This is a genomic window from Streptomyces sp. NPDC028711, assembly GCF_055565415.1.
On record NZ_JBVHUJ010000002.1, the window covers coordinates 441407 to 455688 of the forward strand.

At 69.3% G+C, this 14282-nt stretch carries 13 protein-coding genes and 1 pseudogene; 10 read left to right on the forward strand and 4 right to left on the reverse strand.

What is annotated here, in order from left to right; translation table 11 throughout:
- Window positions 1–331: 331 nt before the first annotated feature.
- Window positions 332–4135 (reverse strand): nSTAND1 domain-containing NTPase, encoded by a 3804-nt coding sequence (locus ACZ4VK_RS07810; protein WP_468349621.1) that lies wholly within the window; start codon window positions 4133–4135, stop codon window positions 332–334.
- A gap of 218 nt (window positions 4136–4353) precedes the next feature.
- Between ACZ4VK_RS07810 and ACZ4VK_RS07815 the strand changes: the two genes are divergently transcribed.
- The 4 genes and pseudogenes from ACZ4VK_RS07815 to ACZ4VK_RS07830 form a co-directional block, all read left to right on the forward strand.
- Window positions 4354–4524: a hypothetical protein gene (locus ACZ4VK_RS07815; protein WP_468349623.1), complete on the forward strand. Its 171-nt coding sequence runs from the start codon at window positions 4354–4356 to the stop codon at window positions 4522–4524.
- Window positions 4525–4577: 53 nt separating this feature from the next.
- Window positions 4578–4928 carry a hypothetical protein gene (locus ACZ4VK_RS07820; RefSeq protein ID WP_468349624.1) on the forward strand — a complete coding sequence of 117 codons (351 nt, stop codon included), beginning with the start codon at window positions 4578–4580 and terminating at the stop codon, window positions 4926–4928.
- A gap of 211 nt (window positions 4929–5139) precedes the next feature.
- Window positions 5140–5574 carry a hypothetical protein gene (locus ACZ4VK_RS07825; protein ID WP_468349626.1) on the forward strand — a complete coding sequence of 145 codons (435 nt, stop codon included), beginning with the start codon at window positions 5140–5142 and terminating at the stop codon, window positions 5572–5574.
- 196 nt (window positions 5575–5770) lie between these two features.
- Window positions 5771–6043 (forward strand): annotated as a pseudogene (locus ACZ4VK_RS07830) (IS5 family transposase); the annotation flags it as partial.
- A 389-nt stretch (window positions 6044–6432) separates the two neighbouring features.
- Here ACZ4VK_RS07830 and ACZ4VK_RS07835 read toward each other — a convergent pair.
- Together ACZ4VK_RS07835 and ACZ4VK_RS07840 are read right to left on the reverse strand one after the other, a co-directional pair.
- Window positions 6433–6654 carry a ferredoxin gene (locus tag ACZ4VK_RS07835; protein ID WP_468349628.1) on the reverse strand — a complete coding sequence of 74 codons (222 nt, stop codon included), beginning with the start codon at window positions 6652–6654 and terminating at the stop codon, window positions 6433–6435.
- Window positions 6651–7844 (reverse strand): cytochrome P450, encoded by a 1194-nt coding sequence (locus ACZ4VK_RS07840; RefSeq protein ID WP_468349629.1) that lies wholly within the window; start codon window positions 7842–7844, stop codon window positions 6651–6653. Before ACZ4VK_RS07840 ends, ACZ4VK_RS07835 begins: the two co-directional genes overlap by 4 nt.
- 181 nt (window positions 7845–8025) lie before the next feature.
- Between ACZ4VK_RS07840 and ACZ4VK_RS07845 the strand changes: the two genes are divergently transcribed.
- From ACZ4VK_RS07845 to ACZ4VK_RS07870, 6 genes are all read left to right on the forward strand, one after another.
- Window positions 8026–8700, forward strand: a complete 675-nt coding sequence (locus ACZ4VK_RS07845; protein WP_468349631.1) for a GbsR/MarR family transcriptional regulator — start codon at window positions 8026–8028, stop codon at window positions 8698–8700.
- A 130-nt stretch (window positions 8701–8830) separates the two neighbouring features.
- Window positions 8831–8980 carry a hypothetical protein gene (locus tag ACZ4VK_RS07850; protein ID WP_468349633.1) on the forward strand — a complete coding sequence of 50 codons (150 nt, stop codon included), beginning with the start codon at window positions 8831–8833 and terminating at the stop codon, window positions 8978–8980.
- Entirely contained in the window at window positions 8977–9066 is a 90-nt protein-coding gene (kdpF, locus tag ACZ4VK_RS07855; protein ID WP_123452475.1) for a K(+)-transporting ATPase subunit F, read from the forward strand. The genes ACZ4VK_RS07850 and kdpF overlap by 4 nt, the downstream gene beginning before the upstream one ends.
- Window positions 9067–9074: 8 nt before the next feature.
- Window positions 9075–10754: a potassium-transporting ATPase subunit KdpA gene (gene kdpA / locus ACZ4VK_RS07860; RefSeq protein ID WP_468349635.1), complete on the forward strand. Its 1680-nt coding sequence runs from the start codon at window positions 9075–9077 to the stop codon at window positions 10752–10754.
- Entirely contained in the window at window positions 10751–12892 is a 2142-nt protein-coding gene (gene kdpB / locus ACZ4VK_RS07865; RefSeq protein ID WP_468349637.1) for a potassium-transporting ATPase subunit KdpB, read from the forward strand. The genes kdpA and kdpB overlap by 4 nt, the downstream gene beginning before the upstream one ends.
- A 23-nt stretch (window positions 12893–12915) precedes the next feature.
- Window positions 12916–13587, forward strand: a complete 672-nt coding sequence (locus tag ACZ4VK_RS07870; protein ID WP_468349639.1) for a potassium-transporting ATPase subunit C — start codon at window positions 12916–12918, stop codon at window positions 13585–13587.
- Between the two features lie 62 nt (window positions 13588–13649).
- Here the strand turns inward: ACZ4VK_RS07870 and ACZ4VK_RS07875 are convergent, their stop codons facing one another.
- Window positions 13650–14099: a Fur family transcriptional regulator gene (locus ACZ4VK_RS07875; RefSeq protein WP_468349640.1), complete on the reverse strand. Its 450-nt coding sequence runs from the start codon at window positions 14097–14099 to the stop codon at window positions 13650–13652.
- Between the last annotated feature and the right edge of the window lie 183 nt (window positions 14100–14282).

Sequence of the window (14282 nt, forward strand, 5' to 3'; positions counted from 1 at the left end):
GCGGTCAGGGCGAGGACGGCGCCCGGCTGTCCATGTGCCCCGAGCCACTCCAGGAATGTCGCGTCGGCCGTCTCGGGCCTGGGCCAACGGGGTGGAGAAGCAAGGGTGACGTCTCCCTCCCGGCCAAGGCCGGACCCGCCTTGGCCGGGGCCTTCTTCGACGCGGTCTTCTTCGCCGCCGCCTTCTTCGGCCTCGGCATCTCGTGCACGGTCGCCTCGGCCCCTCGGCGGAGCCGGTCTCGCCGCGGTGCGCGGGTCTCGGCAACCGACTTCTCCAGCGCGGCCATCAAGTCGACGACCTGCCCGGCCAGGCTCATGGGCTCCAGCCCTGTTCAGCAGATATCGCGGTACTCCTCGTCCGGGATGTACGTCGTCCATTGGCTGCGCGTGAGGGGACCGAAGCGGGCGCACAGCTCGGCAGCCAGGTGCTCCGGGGCGAGGAGCTGGGTACGTGGTGGGGTGCTGGCTCCCTGAATGTGCAGGGACTGGCCGTCCGCGGAGAACGCGAGGGTGCGCACTCTGTCTCCGCTGGTGGGCAGAGGTGCGCCGATGACGGTGCGGGAGGGGATGTCCCACAGCCGGATGCCGCCCGACTGGGTTCCGGCGGCGAGTGTGCGGCCGTCGGGGGAGAACGCCAGGGCGGTGACGGGGACCGGAGTGCCGTCAGGGCCGTCCGGCTCCCCGCCGGCCAGTACGCCCCGCGGCGACGTCGTGGCACCGTCGTACAGCAGGATCCGGCCGGAGCCGTCGGCGACGGCGAGCAGGTCGCCGCTGGTGCTGTACGTCATGGCGTCACCGAGGTCCCGTTCCGTACGGTCGCGCAGCAGTCGGCCCGTGGGGAGTTTCAGGACCGTCCCGTCGTTGAGGGCCATCAGCGATGTGCGGGGGTGGAGCGCCATCCGTGTTGCAGACATTCCTTCCCGGAGGGGCGTCAGCGGCTTGGAGTTCGTGAGGTCCCAGACCTGTATCGAGACGATGCCGTACACGACAGGTTTTCCGCCTGCGTTCACCACGGCGAGGGGATCGGGCGGCTGCTGGCCTCGACGCATGGTGATGTCCGCTGCCGGGCGGCGGAGGTCCATGTCCCAGACCCGGATGTGCTGGGAGGGCATCACTGGCGCGTTGCGGTGATCCGGAGGCGTGGAGATGGGGGTGAAGGCGAAGAACCTGCCGTCCGGGCTGAACGCCGCAACGGGCTTGGGGGCCCGGCCAGGTAGGTGGCGCACGCCTGGAGTGGTGCCGATGAGGCGGCCGGTTCCCGTGTCCCGTAGCTCGTAGGAAAGCTCGTGGCCCGTGGTCCTCGGCACCGCGGTGACGTGTCCGGTGGGGCTGGGCAGGGAGGGAGGGCGCTTCTTGTCGTCCCAGACCGCGGTGAGGATGTCGCGTGCGTTGATGGTGCGTACGGTGCGTCCTCCCATGCCCATGTAGCGGATGACGCCGGCCGCGGTGTCGATTCGTACGCTGTAGGGCTTGTCCTGCGGAGAGAGGGGCAGGTTCAGGAGCATCGAGCCGTCCCACTCGTTGTACGGATCCTGCCAGTCGGGCGGGTTGCGCGTGTTGCGCCATACGAGCAGACGGTCGTTGGTGACGCCCACGACGAACCGGGAGTCGGGGCTGAAGAACACCTCGGTGAGCCCGCGTTGCGCCAGTTCGTCCATCGTGTCCCCGGTGACGGTGTTGATGCGTTCGGCTCCTTGCTCGCGCAGAGCGATCAGCGTTCTGCCGTCCGGGCTGAAGCGCAGGGATCCCGGTCGGCAGGTGGGGCGGATCGCTTCCCGTGGAACATCGAGCGCCTTGAGGGGCACCTTCCTTCCGCTGGGAATGCGCCAGATCTCGACCCTGACGCCCGCTCCGCAGCGTGCCACCAGGCTCCCGTCACGGCTCAGTGCGACGGCGCCGTCGCCGATCCGGGCGCCCCGTAGGGTGACCAGCGGCCGCTTTCCGGTCGGTTCCCATATCTCCGCGCGGTTCTCCAGCGCGAGGGCGATCCGGCGTCCCTGCTCGGACAGGGAGATGTCGCGGACCGGGTTCGTCCACCGCGCGAGAAGTGTGCGACTTTCCCCGGCCGGCACGTCCCACAAGGTGAGGCCGCCTCCGGGGGCCGCGTCTGCGGCCCATCGGCCATCCGGACTCCATACCGGCAGTCCCGGATACGAGGGCCACAGCTCGTCGTCGCGCGGGTCGCCCACGCTGCTGACCGTGGTCAGGCCAGGAACGGTGTAGGAGCCCATCCGGATGTGGGTGGTCGTGTTCCATACCTGGACGCGCTCGCCCTCCTGGATCCGCACGAACCTTCCGTCCGAGCTCAGCGATGCGTGAGACGTCTCGGTGTTCCGCGACGACGGGGTGAAGTCCGGCTCGGACCGCTGTCCCAGGGCCGCGAGCAGTGCGGAGCGGGTCTCCGGCGTCTGGGCGAGCCGCCAGGCCGCGATGCTGAGCTGTCCGGCCAGCCTGGAGTCGGTGGTGCGTAGACTGCCCGCCACCGTCGTGGTGCGGCGGGCCGCGTTCTGCGTCTGCTGCTCGTTCCTGGCGCGGCTCTGTTGGACGGCGATCACCGCCCCCAGCACCGACAACAACACCAGGACACTCAGGACGCCGGCGGTCGTGCGCCGCAGCCTGATCCGGGAGCGCCGGGCGCGCACGCTTCGGGCCAAGAAGTCGCGCTCGCCGGGGGTGAGCGCCTTCGCATCGTCGGCGGATGCGAACGCCTGGGCGGCGGACTTCAGCCCGGTGCCCCGCAGCAGCGCGCCCCGGTCCCGCCCGAGGGACTTCCAGCCCTCGGCGGCCTCGGTGAGACGGCGATGGAGCCGCAGCCGGTCCCGGTCCTCCTCGATCCACCCCGCGAGGCGGGGCCAGCCGGTGATCAGGGCCTCGTGGGTCAGGTCCACGCGTTCGTGATCGAGCGTGACGAGGCGGCTGCGGCCGAGGTGGTCGAGGACGTCTGCGGCCCCCGGTCCGAGGCCTGCCAGCTCCCCGCGTGTGCTGGGGCGCTTCGTGTCCGGGGCGCCGTCGCCCGGTGTGACCAGTCGGAGGAGCATGCGGCGTGCCGTGGCCTGCCGTTCCCCGTCCAGGCTCGTGTACGCGGCTTCCGCGGCCTGGGTGATGGATCCTCCCAGCCCGCCGGCCTGTTCGTAGGCCGCCAGGGTGAGGGTACGGCCCTGGCGCCGCCGCCAGGTCTCCAGGAGGACGTGCGACAGCAGAGGCAGAGCGGTCCGCTCCGCGACGACGGCTTCCAGCAGACGGGCGGTCAGAGCACGTTCGACGACGGTGCCCCGCACACCGGCCGGCTTGGTGATCACCTGGCGGAGTTCCGCATCGGTCATCGGGCCGACCGGCAGCGTCGCCTCGCGCATCACGACCGCCAGATCAGGGTGTTCGAGGCACCGGGCGTAGAAGTCGGCCCGGATGCCGAGCACGACGCGTAGACGGCTCTCCGCCGACCGCGCAGTCAGCACCATCTCCGTGAAGGCGAGACGTTCCGCGGGGTCGGGGCACAGCGTGAAGAGTTCCTCGAACTGGTCGACGATGACCCAGGTCTGCCCTTCACCGGCAGCGGGCACGAACGAGGACCGATGACGGTCGAGGGGGCGCGCGCCGGGGGTGAGGACGCGAACCGCCGCGGGACGCGCTCCCAGGTTCCGTTCTCCGGACCGGAACTCTCGCCGCAGACGGGGGATCAGACCCGCACGCAGCAATGACGACTTGCCGCTGCCGGAAGGACCCAGAAGAGCGACCACGCCATGGCGCCGTGTCAGCGCCAGAAGATCGTCGCTCAGCGCCTCCCGGCCGAAGAAGAGCTCTTCATCACCGGGCTCGAACCGTGCCAGACCCCGGTACGGGGACGGGACATCGTCCGTCCGCTCACGCTCCGCCAGTTCTCCCGACACGGCATGCCAGCGCTGCTCCCACTCCTCGGGGTCGGCGCCGCATGCCGTCGCGTAGGCCCGCACGACGGGCAGAGAGGGCAACTGCTCGCCCGCGGCCGCCCGTGACAGTGTCGCCACCGAGTATCCGGCCCGCCGAGCCATGGCGGCGTACGTGGGACCACCCGCCTCCTGGCGAAGCCGGCGCAGATCATGGGCCAGCCGGGCCACCGGGCCCTGCTCCGGATCGAGCGGCTTCTCCTGACGCCCCATAACCCACCCCCGTCCGGCGCGACGACACCATCTGCCGCCGACCTGCCGATCACGCACCCAACCGGTTCCGGTGCCCATACGACAAGACGGTTTCGCGTCGCGCGGCAGCGCCGAGGCGGATTGTTTCGTCGCCGGCACCGGCCTGCGCAACAACCTCCTGGCAGCGAAAACTCGAGGCAGTGGGGCCGACAGCGCCTCCTGGCAGAGAGGACGACGTCATGCCGTTGAGCGACGACGAAGTACGCATCATCGAGGAGAACCGCCGGCGCGCCGAGCAGGAGCACGCGGAGTTCCGCGCCAAGCAGGAGGCCGACCACCGGGCCCGCATCGCGGAGGAGGAGGCCCGACGGCGCGCGGAGGAGCGCCCCCACTCGGGGCCCGCCTGGTAGGCCATCGCGACAACCCCCTTGCACCATCACGTCCCGCGATCAGAGGAGACCCGATGAAACTGCGCCTGCGAAAGGCGGCCACGGTCGCGACGCTAGCGACCGCGCTGGCCCTCGGCACCATCAGCACCGCCGGCAGCGCTGAAGCCGCGCCGACGTCCGTAACCCAGTCGGCCACCGCGATCGGCGTCACGTCTGCCTCCACGGCCGCTCCCAGGGCCGCGTCCTACACGGGTTCGCGGACGTACAACGTCGGCGTGTACCTGTGGCCGTCGTGCCTGCTCCGCGGCGAGTACTACCGGTACTACTACGCGTCGCGGGGGTACAGGGTCTACTACACGTGCACCTACATGGGCGGCTATCCCCCCGTCCACCGGGCGCTCCTACGTGTGACCCTCGCCTACTGAGCCTGCCGCTCAACGTGTGACACCGGACTCGACCAGGGAGTCGTTCGGGGCCGTGCGAGGGGACGGAGCGCTCTGCTGAGGTGGACGCCCCTCGGCTCCTGACGCCCGCGTCCCGGCCCGCCCTGTGAGGGGGACCAGGACGCGGCCCGGTGGAGGGCGTCGAGCCCGTCGCGGTAGATGTCCGCGTGCTGGTCGGCGGTACTGTCGCCCGATGGAGTCCGAAAGGTCGAGCGAGTGCCCGCTTCATGGCGGTGGGGTGAGCGCGCAGAGCTTGGTGGGGCACCGGCTCGCAGGTGTCGTCGGGTCGTGGCACTTGTACGGCAGCGACGCTCCTGCGGGCCCGCTCGATGTGTGGCTGATCGATGGCCAGAAGGCCGCCGTGCACATCACAACCGGATCGGATTGGTGTCTGGTCGTTGAGGTGTCGGAGCCGCACGTCGGCTACGACATTGGGGACTCGGGTCTCATCACAGTGGGAGCGATGGGCGTCGGGACGCCGTTCGCAGACCACATCGGAGAAAGCGTTCTCGCGGTGCGGGAGGACCACGAACCGAACACCGGGCGCATCGCCCTGGAGCTCTCATTCCCCACCGGTCGGGTCCGTTGTGATAGCTGGGCTGGGGACCTCCGCCTGACCGCAGTGTGATGCCGACCGTGCCTTCCCCGACGTCGAGGAGGGCCAGGAGGAGACGCCGACGCCACTCGAGGACGTCCGCGCCCGGGCAGCGCCAGGCCGCCGAAGCCGTGCGCACGGCCGCGGTCCTGCGGGCCCGCGCCGAGCGCGACATGAAAGCCAGTGCGACCAGCTCTCCCGCACTGTGGCAGGCCGGGGGAGCTCTTACGCGTACGGCTCCCGCGCGAACCGCTTCTACCTGCGTAAACGAGGGATCTGCTGCACGATCCCGGAGAAGCGCGACCAGATCGCTGACCGCAAGAAGCGCGGCTCCCACGGTGGCCAGCCGCCGAAGCTCGACCAGGACGACTACAAGGAGCGACACGCGGAGTGCGGGATCAACCGCCTTTAACGCCACCGCGCGGTCGCCACGAGATACGACAAGCTCACCGTCCGCTATGAGGCGACAGTACTGGTCGCGGCCATCAACGAGTGGCTCTGACAGGGCCATCGGCCCTCATGCCGGACCGGCGCCGGGCATGATGGACCCCATGACCACGCCGAGCGCCGACTGGATCACTGTCACCGCCTACGAGAGCCTGCCGGGCTGCCCCCGGCCCATGGCGGCCGTTCGCGCTTGACTGCGCGATCGGGGCATCGACTGGATGCCCTTCGACCAGACCGAGGTCCGTTGGGATCTGGCCTGTGGTGTCGGTGCCGACGGTCGGTGGCGCGGCTGGTTCGACGTCCACATCAACGCCGACGCGCTGCGACGCCATGGACTGCACCCCGACCAGCCGACCGCACGGGTCGCAGCCCCCTCTCCGCCCGGCTGGTGGCACGCTGCAGCCGAACGTCACGCTCGTTGGTGATCCACTTCTAAAACAGGCCCTAGGAGTCTCCGGGTTTCGGCTCGTGGAGGGTGATCGCCGCGGCGGGGCAGAGGCCGGCTGCCATGCGGGCGGACGTGCCGTGGGCGGTGGGTGGGGTGGCGTGGAGCAGGAGTACGAGACCGTCGTCCGGATCCTGGTCGAAGACCTCGGGGGCGGTCATCGCGCACATGCCGGCGCCGATGCAGCGCTCGCGGTCGACGCTCAGGTACGGCGCGCTCATTTCTCGTCCCAGGTGACGGGGAGGCTCTTCACCCCGAAGATGTCCGCGGCCTCCGGGCGAAGGGCGACCTCCGCGGCCGGTACGGCCAGGCGCAGCGTGGGGAAGCGGTCGACCAGCGCGCGGAACGCCACCCGCATTTCGACACGGGCCAGCTGCTGCCCCAGGCACTGGTGGATGCCGTGGCTGAAGGCCAGGTGTCCGGCGGCCTGCCTGCGGAGGTCGAGCGTGTGGGGGTTGGTGAAACGCTCGGGGTCGCGGTTGGCGGTGTTGTACGAGAGGAGGATCGTCGTGCCGGCCTTCACGGTCTGACCGCCCAGCTCGACGTCTTCGAGCGCCGTCCTGTGGAACGTCTTGGCGACGCTCAGATACCGCAGCAGTTCCTCCACGGCCCCGTCGGTGAGCGCGGGATCGGCGCGCAGCGCGGCCAGTTGGGCCGGGTTCCGCAGCAGGGCGAAGGTGCCGAGGGACAGCATGTTCGCCGTGGTGTCGAACCCGGCCGCCAGGAGGATGAGGCTGATCCCCTTCAGCTCCTCGTCGGTCAGATCGCTGTCGGTGAGCTCGCTGAGGACGTCGTCGGTGGGGTTCGCACGCTTGGCGGCCACCAGCTGCGCGAGGTACTCCTGCGTCGCCGTGTAGGCCGCGATCAGCTCCTCGTCGCTGACCTCCCCGCCCATGAAGGCGTCGATCTGCTCCTGGAAGGACGCCCGGTCCTCGTAGGGCACGCCCAGGATCTCGCAGATCACGATGGTGGGGATGGGCTTGGCGAACGCCGTCACCAGGTCCGTCGGCGGCCCCGTCTCCTCCATGGCGTCCAGGCAGTCGGCGGTGATCTGCTCGATCCGCTCGGTCAGCATCCGCATCCGCCGCACGGTGAACTTGCCCACCAGCGGCTTCCGGTAGCGGCTGTGCTCCGGCTCGTCCATGAGGAGGAACTCTCCGGGCGGCGCCGGCGGAAGTGCGAAGTCGACGACGTTCATGAGGTCCTTGCGCGAGCTGAACCGCGGGTCCGCCAGGACCGATCGCACCATGTCGTAACCCGTGATCAGCCAGCCGGGCTTTCCGCCGGGATGGGTGAAGCGGCTGATGGGGCCGTGCCGGCGGGCGTCGATCAGCTCGGCCGGCGGGTCGAAGGGACACCCGGGCCTGCGCTCCGTGGGCAGCGCCCCGACGGTGTGGGGGGATTCGCTCATGGTCCGTCCTCATCTCGCGATATGACGTGTTCGAAGGTGATTGAAAGCTACGTTGCGTTCATAGGAGCGTCAATCCTGATTGTGAGTAATCCCAGTTCAGTGCCAGGGAATTGGTGCAATGGTCTGCAGTCGAATGCAACGCTTCATTGCAATGGTTGGCGGCGAAGGCAATACTGGCGGCATGCCAGGAGGACGGTTGACCCAGCAGGAGCGCCAGCGCATCGCCGCGGGGCTCGCCGACGGCCTCTCCTACGCCGAGATCGCCCGCCGGCTCGAACGCCCGACGTCGACGGTCGGCCGGGAGATCTCACGCAACGGAGGCCCTGGCGGCTACCGGCCCCAGCAGGCGCACCAGGCGACGGTTCAGCGGGCACGGCGTGGCCCATCGGCACATTCCCGCGCGGACCGACCGCCGGGTGGCACGACGGTGGACGGGATCATCGAACTGGCGGTCAGATCGGGGATGCCGAGGATGATGGCGCGCGTGCACGTCGACCTGCTGCTGTCCGAGGACGGCAGGCGCACCGCGGCCGAGCTGACCCGCAGACTGAAGGTCAGCCCGGCCTCCGTCTCCGTGGCCGTGAACTCCCTGGTGCGGCACGGATATGTGCGCCGCGAGCGCGATCCGCAGCGGCGGCGGGACATCTACGTCGTCGACGACGAAGCCTGGTACCACTCGATCGAGATCAGCGCGCGGCAGACACGCGAATCGGCGCGGGCCGCGATGGCGGCGGCCGAGACGCTCGGACCCGACTCGCCGGTGGGGCAGCGGCTCCTCAGGGCGGGAACGTTCCTGGAGCGGGTCGTCCAGGACATGAAGGAATCGGCCGACCGCTGGCGCACCCTCCTGCTCTGACCGCGTCCCTGGACGCCTCAGCCGACGAAGCCTTCCCGCCTGCCATGGGTATCGGCCGTCGACGTGGCGCGTAGGGGATGCGTCAAGAGGGGCGTCAAGGACGTCAGGGCGGCGTCAACGACGACGGCGGGTGGCCGAGAAGGCTGTTTCCTCATCTCGTCAGAGAATCCGCTCTTCCTTCTTTCGGGAGTTCACGATGGCCGACATGGCCTTCGTCGTCACCACGGTCGCGGTCTTCGCGCTGGTGGCGTTCATCGCCAAGGGGGTGGCGAAGCTGTGAGTGCCGAGAACGTGGTCGGTCTGCTCGTCGCCGCCGCCCTGCTGGGATACCTCGTCCTCGCGCTGGTCAAGCCGGAGAGGTTCTGAGCCGGAAAATGAGTCCTGTTCTGGCTGGAGTCCTCCAGCTTCTCGCGCTGGTCGTCGCGCTCGGTCTGTCGTACCGGCCGCTGGGCGACCACATGGCGCGCGTCTACTCCTCCGACCGGCATCTGCGGCCCGAGAAGTGGATCTACAAGGCCATCGGCGCGAATCCGTCGGTGGAGATGCGCTGGCCGGCGTATCTGCGCGGAGTGCTCGCCTTCTCCGCGGTGAGCGTGCTGTGCCTGTACGGGCTCCAGCGGCTCCAGGATTCGCTGCCCGGCTCGCTCGGCTTCGTGTCCATCGACCCGGACCAGGCGTTCAACACCGCCGCCTCGTTCGTCACCAACACCAACTGGCAGTCGTACTACGGCGAACAGGCCATGGGCCACGTCGTGCAGACCGGCGGCCTCGCCGTGCAGAACTTCGTGTCGGCGGCGGTCGGCATCGCGGTCGCGGTGGCCCTCGTCCGCGGCTTCGCCCGCTCCCGTACGGGTGAGCTGGGCAACTTCTGGGCCGACCTGGTACGGGGTGTCGTACGGATCCTGCTGCCGATCTCCGTGATCGGAGCGCTCGTCCTGGTCGCCTGCGGCGCGATCCAGAACTTCTCCGGCATCCACGAGGTCGGCCCATTCCTGAATGAGCACAGCCTGGGCGGTACGCAGCAGTGGAACGGCGGGGCGGTCGCCTCGCAGGAGGTCATCAAGGAGCTGGGCACGAACGGCGGCGGCTACTTCAACGCCAACTCGGCCCACCCCTTCGAGAACCCCAACGGCCTCTCCAACCTCTTCGAGATCTACCTGATCCTGCTGATCCCCTTCGCGCTGACCCGCACCTTCGGCCGCATGGTCGGCTCGCTCAAGCAGGGCTACGCGATCCTCGGCACGATGGCCGTCATCTGGCTCGGCTTCACGGCCCTCATGATGTGGACCGAGTTCGCAGGGAAGGGCCCCGCGTTCGAGCTGGCAGGCGGGGCGATGGAGGGCAAGGAGACCCGCTTCGGCATCGGGGCCTCCGCGATCTTCTCCGTCGCCACCACCCTCACGTCGACCGGTGCGGTCAACTCCTTCCACTCGTCCAACACCGGCTTCGGCGGCGGTATCAACCTGCTGGGCATGCAGCTCGGCGAGATCGCGCCCGGCGGTGTCGGCTCCGGCCTCTACGGCATGCTGATCATGGCGATCATCGCCGTCTTCATCGCCGGACTGATGGTCGGCCGGACGCCCGAGTACCTGGGCAAGAAGATCGGCACCCGCGAGATTAAGTTCGCCGCCTGCTACATCCTCGTCACCCCGGCGCTCGTCCTCGGCTTCACCGCCGTCGCCCTGGCCCTGGACACCCCGTCGCACTCGATGACGAACTCCGGCGCCCACGGCTTCTCCGAGATCCTCTACGCCTACACCTCCGGCGCCAACAACAACGGCTCCGCCTTCGCGGGCCTCAACGCCGACACGCAGTGGTTCCACTCGACGATCGGCATCGCGATGCTGCTCGGCCGCTTCCTGCCGATGGTGTTCGTCCTCGCCCTTGCCGGTTCGCTGGCCGGGCAGACGCCCGTACCCGAGACCGCGGGCACGCTGCGGACCGAGAAGCCACTGTTCACGGGCCTCCTGGTCGGCACGATCGTGATCATCACCGGTCTCACCTACTTCCCGGCGCTCGCCCTGGGCCCGCTCGCCGAAGGGCTCGCGGCATGACCATCGACGTAAGGAAGCAGCAGGACACCATGTCCCCCACGACCTCTCCGACCGTGGCTCCGCACAGTGACATCCCCACCGGCCACACGCCGGCGCCGGGCCGGGTCGGCGGCGGGCTCTTCGACCCCAGGCAGCTGGTCGCCTCGTTCCCGGACGCGATCAGGAAGCTCGACCCGCGGGTGATGATCAAGGCGCCGGTCATGTTCGTCGTCCTGATCGGCTCGGTCCTCACCACCGTCCTCGCCGTGAGGAACCCGGGCGACTGGTTCGGCTGGGCGATCACCGCCTGGCTGTGGCTGACCACGATCTTCGCCAACCTGGCCGAGGCCGTCGCCGAGGGCCGGGGGAAGGCGCAGGCCGACACCCTGCGCAAGGCCAAGACCGACACCGTCGCCCGCCGGATCACGGGCACGACCGAGGAGCGGGTCCCCGGCACCGAGCTGAGGATCGGCGACCTGGTCGTCTGCGAGGCCGGCGACGTCATCCCCGGCGACGGCGACGTCGTCGAGGGCGTCGCGAGCGTCGACGAGTCCGCCATCACCGGTGAGTCGGCTCCGGTCATCCGCGAGTCCGGCGGCGACCGGTGCGCGGTGACGGGCGGTACGAAGGTGCTGTCGGACCGGATCGTCATCAAGATCACGACGAAGCCGGGCGAGACCTTCATCGACCGCATGATCAACCTGGTCGAGGGCGCCGCCCGGCAGAAGACGCCCAACGAGATCGCCCTCAACATCCTCCTCGCGTCGCTCACCCTCGTCTTCCTGCTCGCCGTGGTCACCCTCAAGCCGTTCGCGATCTACGCCGGTGCGGACGAGCAGACCTCCCTCATCGTCCTGACCGCGCTCCTCGTCTGCCTGATCCCGACGACCATCGGCGCCCTGCTCTCCGCGATCGGCATCGCCGGCATGGACCGGCTGGTCCAGCGCAACGTGCTCGCGATGTCGGGCCGCGCGGTCGAGGCCGCCGGCGACGTGAGCACCCTGCTGCTCGACAAGACGGGCACGATCACCCTCGGCAACCGGCAGGCGGCCGAGTTCGTGCCGGTCGCCGGGACGCCGGAGGCCGAACTCGCCGACGCCGCCCAGCTCTCCTCACTCGCCGACGAGACGCCCGAGGGCCGCTCGGTCGTCGTCCTCGCCAAGGAGAAGTACGGCCTGCGGGAACGGCACCAGGGCGAGCTGGCGTACGCCACCTGGATCGAGTTCACGGCCCAGACCCGCATGTCGGGCGTGGACGTCGACGGCCGTCAGGTCCGCAAGGGCGCGACCGGTTCGGTCGTCGCCTGGGTCGAGGAGCAGGGCGGCACCGTCGCCGACGACGCGCAGGCGCTCACCGACACGATCTCCCAGGCCGGCGGCACTCCGCTGCTCGTCGCCGTCAAGGACGACAAGGGCGCGCGGGTCCTCGGCGTGATCCACCTCAAGGACGTCGTCAAGGAGGGCATGCGCGAGCGGTTCGAGGAGCTGCGCCGCATGGGCATCAGGACGGTCATGATCACGGGTGACAACCCGCTGACCGCGAAGGCCATCGCCGAGGAGGCCGGCGTCGACGACTTCCTCGCCGAGGCCACCCCCGAGGACAAGATGGCCCTCATCAAGCGCGAGCAGGCCGGCGGGAAGCTCGTCGCCATGACCGGCGACGGCACGAACGACGCTCCCGCGCTTGCGCAGGCGGACGTCGGCGTGGCGATGAACACCGGGACGTCGGCCGCGAAGGAGGCCGGCAACATGGTCGACCTCGACTCGAATCCGACCAAGCTCATCGAGATCGTCGAGATCGGCAAGCAACTCCTCATCACCCGGGGAGCGCTGACCACGTTCTCCATCGCCAACGACGTCGCCAAGTACTTCGCGATCATCCCCGCGATGTTCGCGGTGGCCTATCCGTCGCTGGACAAGCTCAACATCATGGGCCTGGCCTCGCCCGAGTCCGCGATCCTCTCCGCGGTCGTCTTCAACGCGCTGATCATCATCGCCCTGGTGCCGCTCGCCCTCAAGGGCGTGCGCTACCGCCCGTCGAGCGCCGACTCGATGCTGCGGCGGAACCTCGGACTGTACGGACTCGGCGGCCTGATCGCCCCGTTCATCGGCATCAAGCTCATCGACCTGCTCCTGTCCCTCATTCCCGGGCTGCGTTAATCCGGAAGGCGTGCTGATCCACGATGAACAACTCCGTAGGAAACACGGGGCGGGTGCTCTGGGCAGGACTCCGTGCCCTGCTCGTCCTGACCGTGATCACCGGCGTCCTCTATCCGCTCGCCGTCACCGGAATCGCCCAGGTGGCCTTCCCCGGCAAGGCGAACGGCTCCGAGACCAAGGACGCGAGCGGCAGGGTCGTCGGCTCGGAACTCATCGGCCAGACCTACAATCTGCCGCTCAAGGGCGGAGAGGAGACCGCGGCCCCCGACCTCAGGTGGTTCCAGCCCCGCCCCTCGAACGGCCTGGGCACCAACTCCGTCAACACCCGGTACTCGATCATCCTGTCCGGCGCGACCAACCGCTCCGGTGACAACGCCGACCTCATCGCGTGGGTGACGGACGCCAAGGCGGCGGTGGTGAAGGACAACTCCACCACCGACTACCAGGTGAGGCCCTCCGACGTCCCGGCCGACGCCGTCACCTCCTCCGGTTCCGGCCTGGACCCGCACATCTCCCCGGAGTACGCGAAACTCCAGGCCCACCGGGTCGCGGAGCGCAACAGGCTGGCGGTCGCGACGGTCGAGAAGCTGGTCGCCGACCACACCGACGACCGCATCCTCGGCTTCATCGGCGAACCCCGCGTCAACGTCCTCGAACTCAACATCGCCCTCAAGTCCCTGACGACCAAGGGTTGATGGGCCTGACCGAACACCGCGGGCGGCGCCCCGCACGGGGCAAGCTCAAGCTCCGGTCTCCGTCAGCAGGCGGCTGCCGACCGGCGTCGGCAGTCCGCGCAGACGCCGGTGAGTTCCAGGGTGTGGTGGACGTCGCTGAAGCCGGATTCGGCGGGCACGTCGTCGACCCAGCGTTCGACGACTTCGGTGTCGATCGGGTGGCTGCGGCCGCAGTCTCGGCACAGGAGGTAGTGGCGGTGCACGCCGGCGGAGCGGATCCGGTACAGGCGTTCCCCCGCCTCGTCGCGGACGACGTCGACCTGGCCCGCGCGTTCGAGGGCCTGGAGCGCCCGATACACCGTGGTCAGGCCCGTGGCCGCCCCCGTCGCGATCAGCGAGGCGTGCAGCGCCTTGGCCGAGACGAAGTCCGGTGAACAGGTCAACGCCGTATGCACGGCTTCGCGCTGACGGGTCGTACGTCTCCACTCGTCGGGCTGAGGTTGCGTCCGCGGCCCGGATCCAGCCCGACTCACGCCATCTCCTCGTGTCTCGTCGTGAGCTAGGGAAGCCGTCAGGATAGATGGTAATGAAATCCATGTGCAACGTGCTTGCCCGTCGGAGCGTGGGTGATGAGACGGGGGTTGCGGACGTTAAACGAAAATGATTATCGTCTCGGTGTTCATGAAGGACATGGACATGACCCATGGGGGGTTCCC

What these genes read in the sequence shown, in the direction of transcription:
- ACZ4VK_RS07810 (WP_468349621.1), bottom strand. Translation starts at nt 4,135, where the DNA reads ATGGGGCGTCAGGAGAAGCCGCTCGATCCGGAGCAGGGCCCGGTGGCC.
- ACZ4VK_RS07815 (WP_468349623.1), top strand. Translation starts at nt 4,354, where the DNA reads ATGCCGTTGAGCGACGACGAAGTACGCATCATCGAGGAGAACCGCCGG.
- ACZ4VK_RS07820 (WP_468349624.1), top strand. Translation starts at nt 4,578, where the DNA reads ATGAAACTGCGCCTGCGAAAGGCGGCCACGGTCGCGACGCTAGCGACC.
- ACZ4VK_RS07825 (WP_468349626.1), top strand. Translation starts at nt 5,140, where the DNA reads ATGGAGTCCGAAAGGTCGAGCGAGTGCCCGCTTCATGGCGGTGGGGTG.
- ACZ4VK_RS07835 (WP_468349628.1), bottom strand. Translation starts at nt 6,654, where the DNA reads ATGAGCGCGCCGTACCTGAGCGTCGACCGCGAGCGCTGCATCGGCGCC.
- ACZ4VK_RS07840 (WP_468349629.1), bottom strand. Translation starts at nt 7,844, where the DNA reads ATGAGCGAATCCCCCCACACCGTCGGGGCGCTGCCCACGGAGCGCAGG.
- ACZ4VK_RS07845 (WP_468349631.1), top strand. Translation starts at nt 8,026, where the DNA reads ATGCCAGGAGGACGGTTGACCCAGCAGGAGCGCCAGCGCATCGCCGCG.
- kdpA (WP_468349635.1), top strand. Translation starts at nt 9,075, where the DNA reads ATGAGTCCTGTTCTGGCTGGAGTCCTCCAGCTTCTCGCGCTGGTCGTC.
- kdpB (WP_468349637.1), top strand. Translation starts at nt 10,751, where the DNA reads ATGACCATCGACGTAAGGAAGCAGCAGGACACCATGTCCCCCACGACC.
- ACZ4VK_RS07870 (WP_468349639.1), top strand. Translation starts at nt 12,916, where the DNA reads ATGAACAACTCCGTAGGAAACACGGGGCGGGTGCTCTGGGCAGGACTC.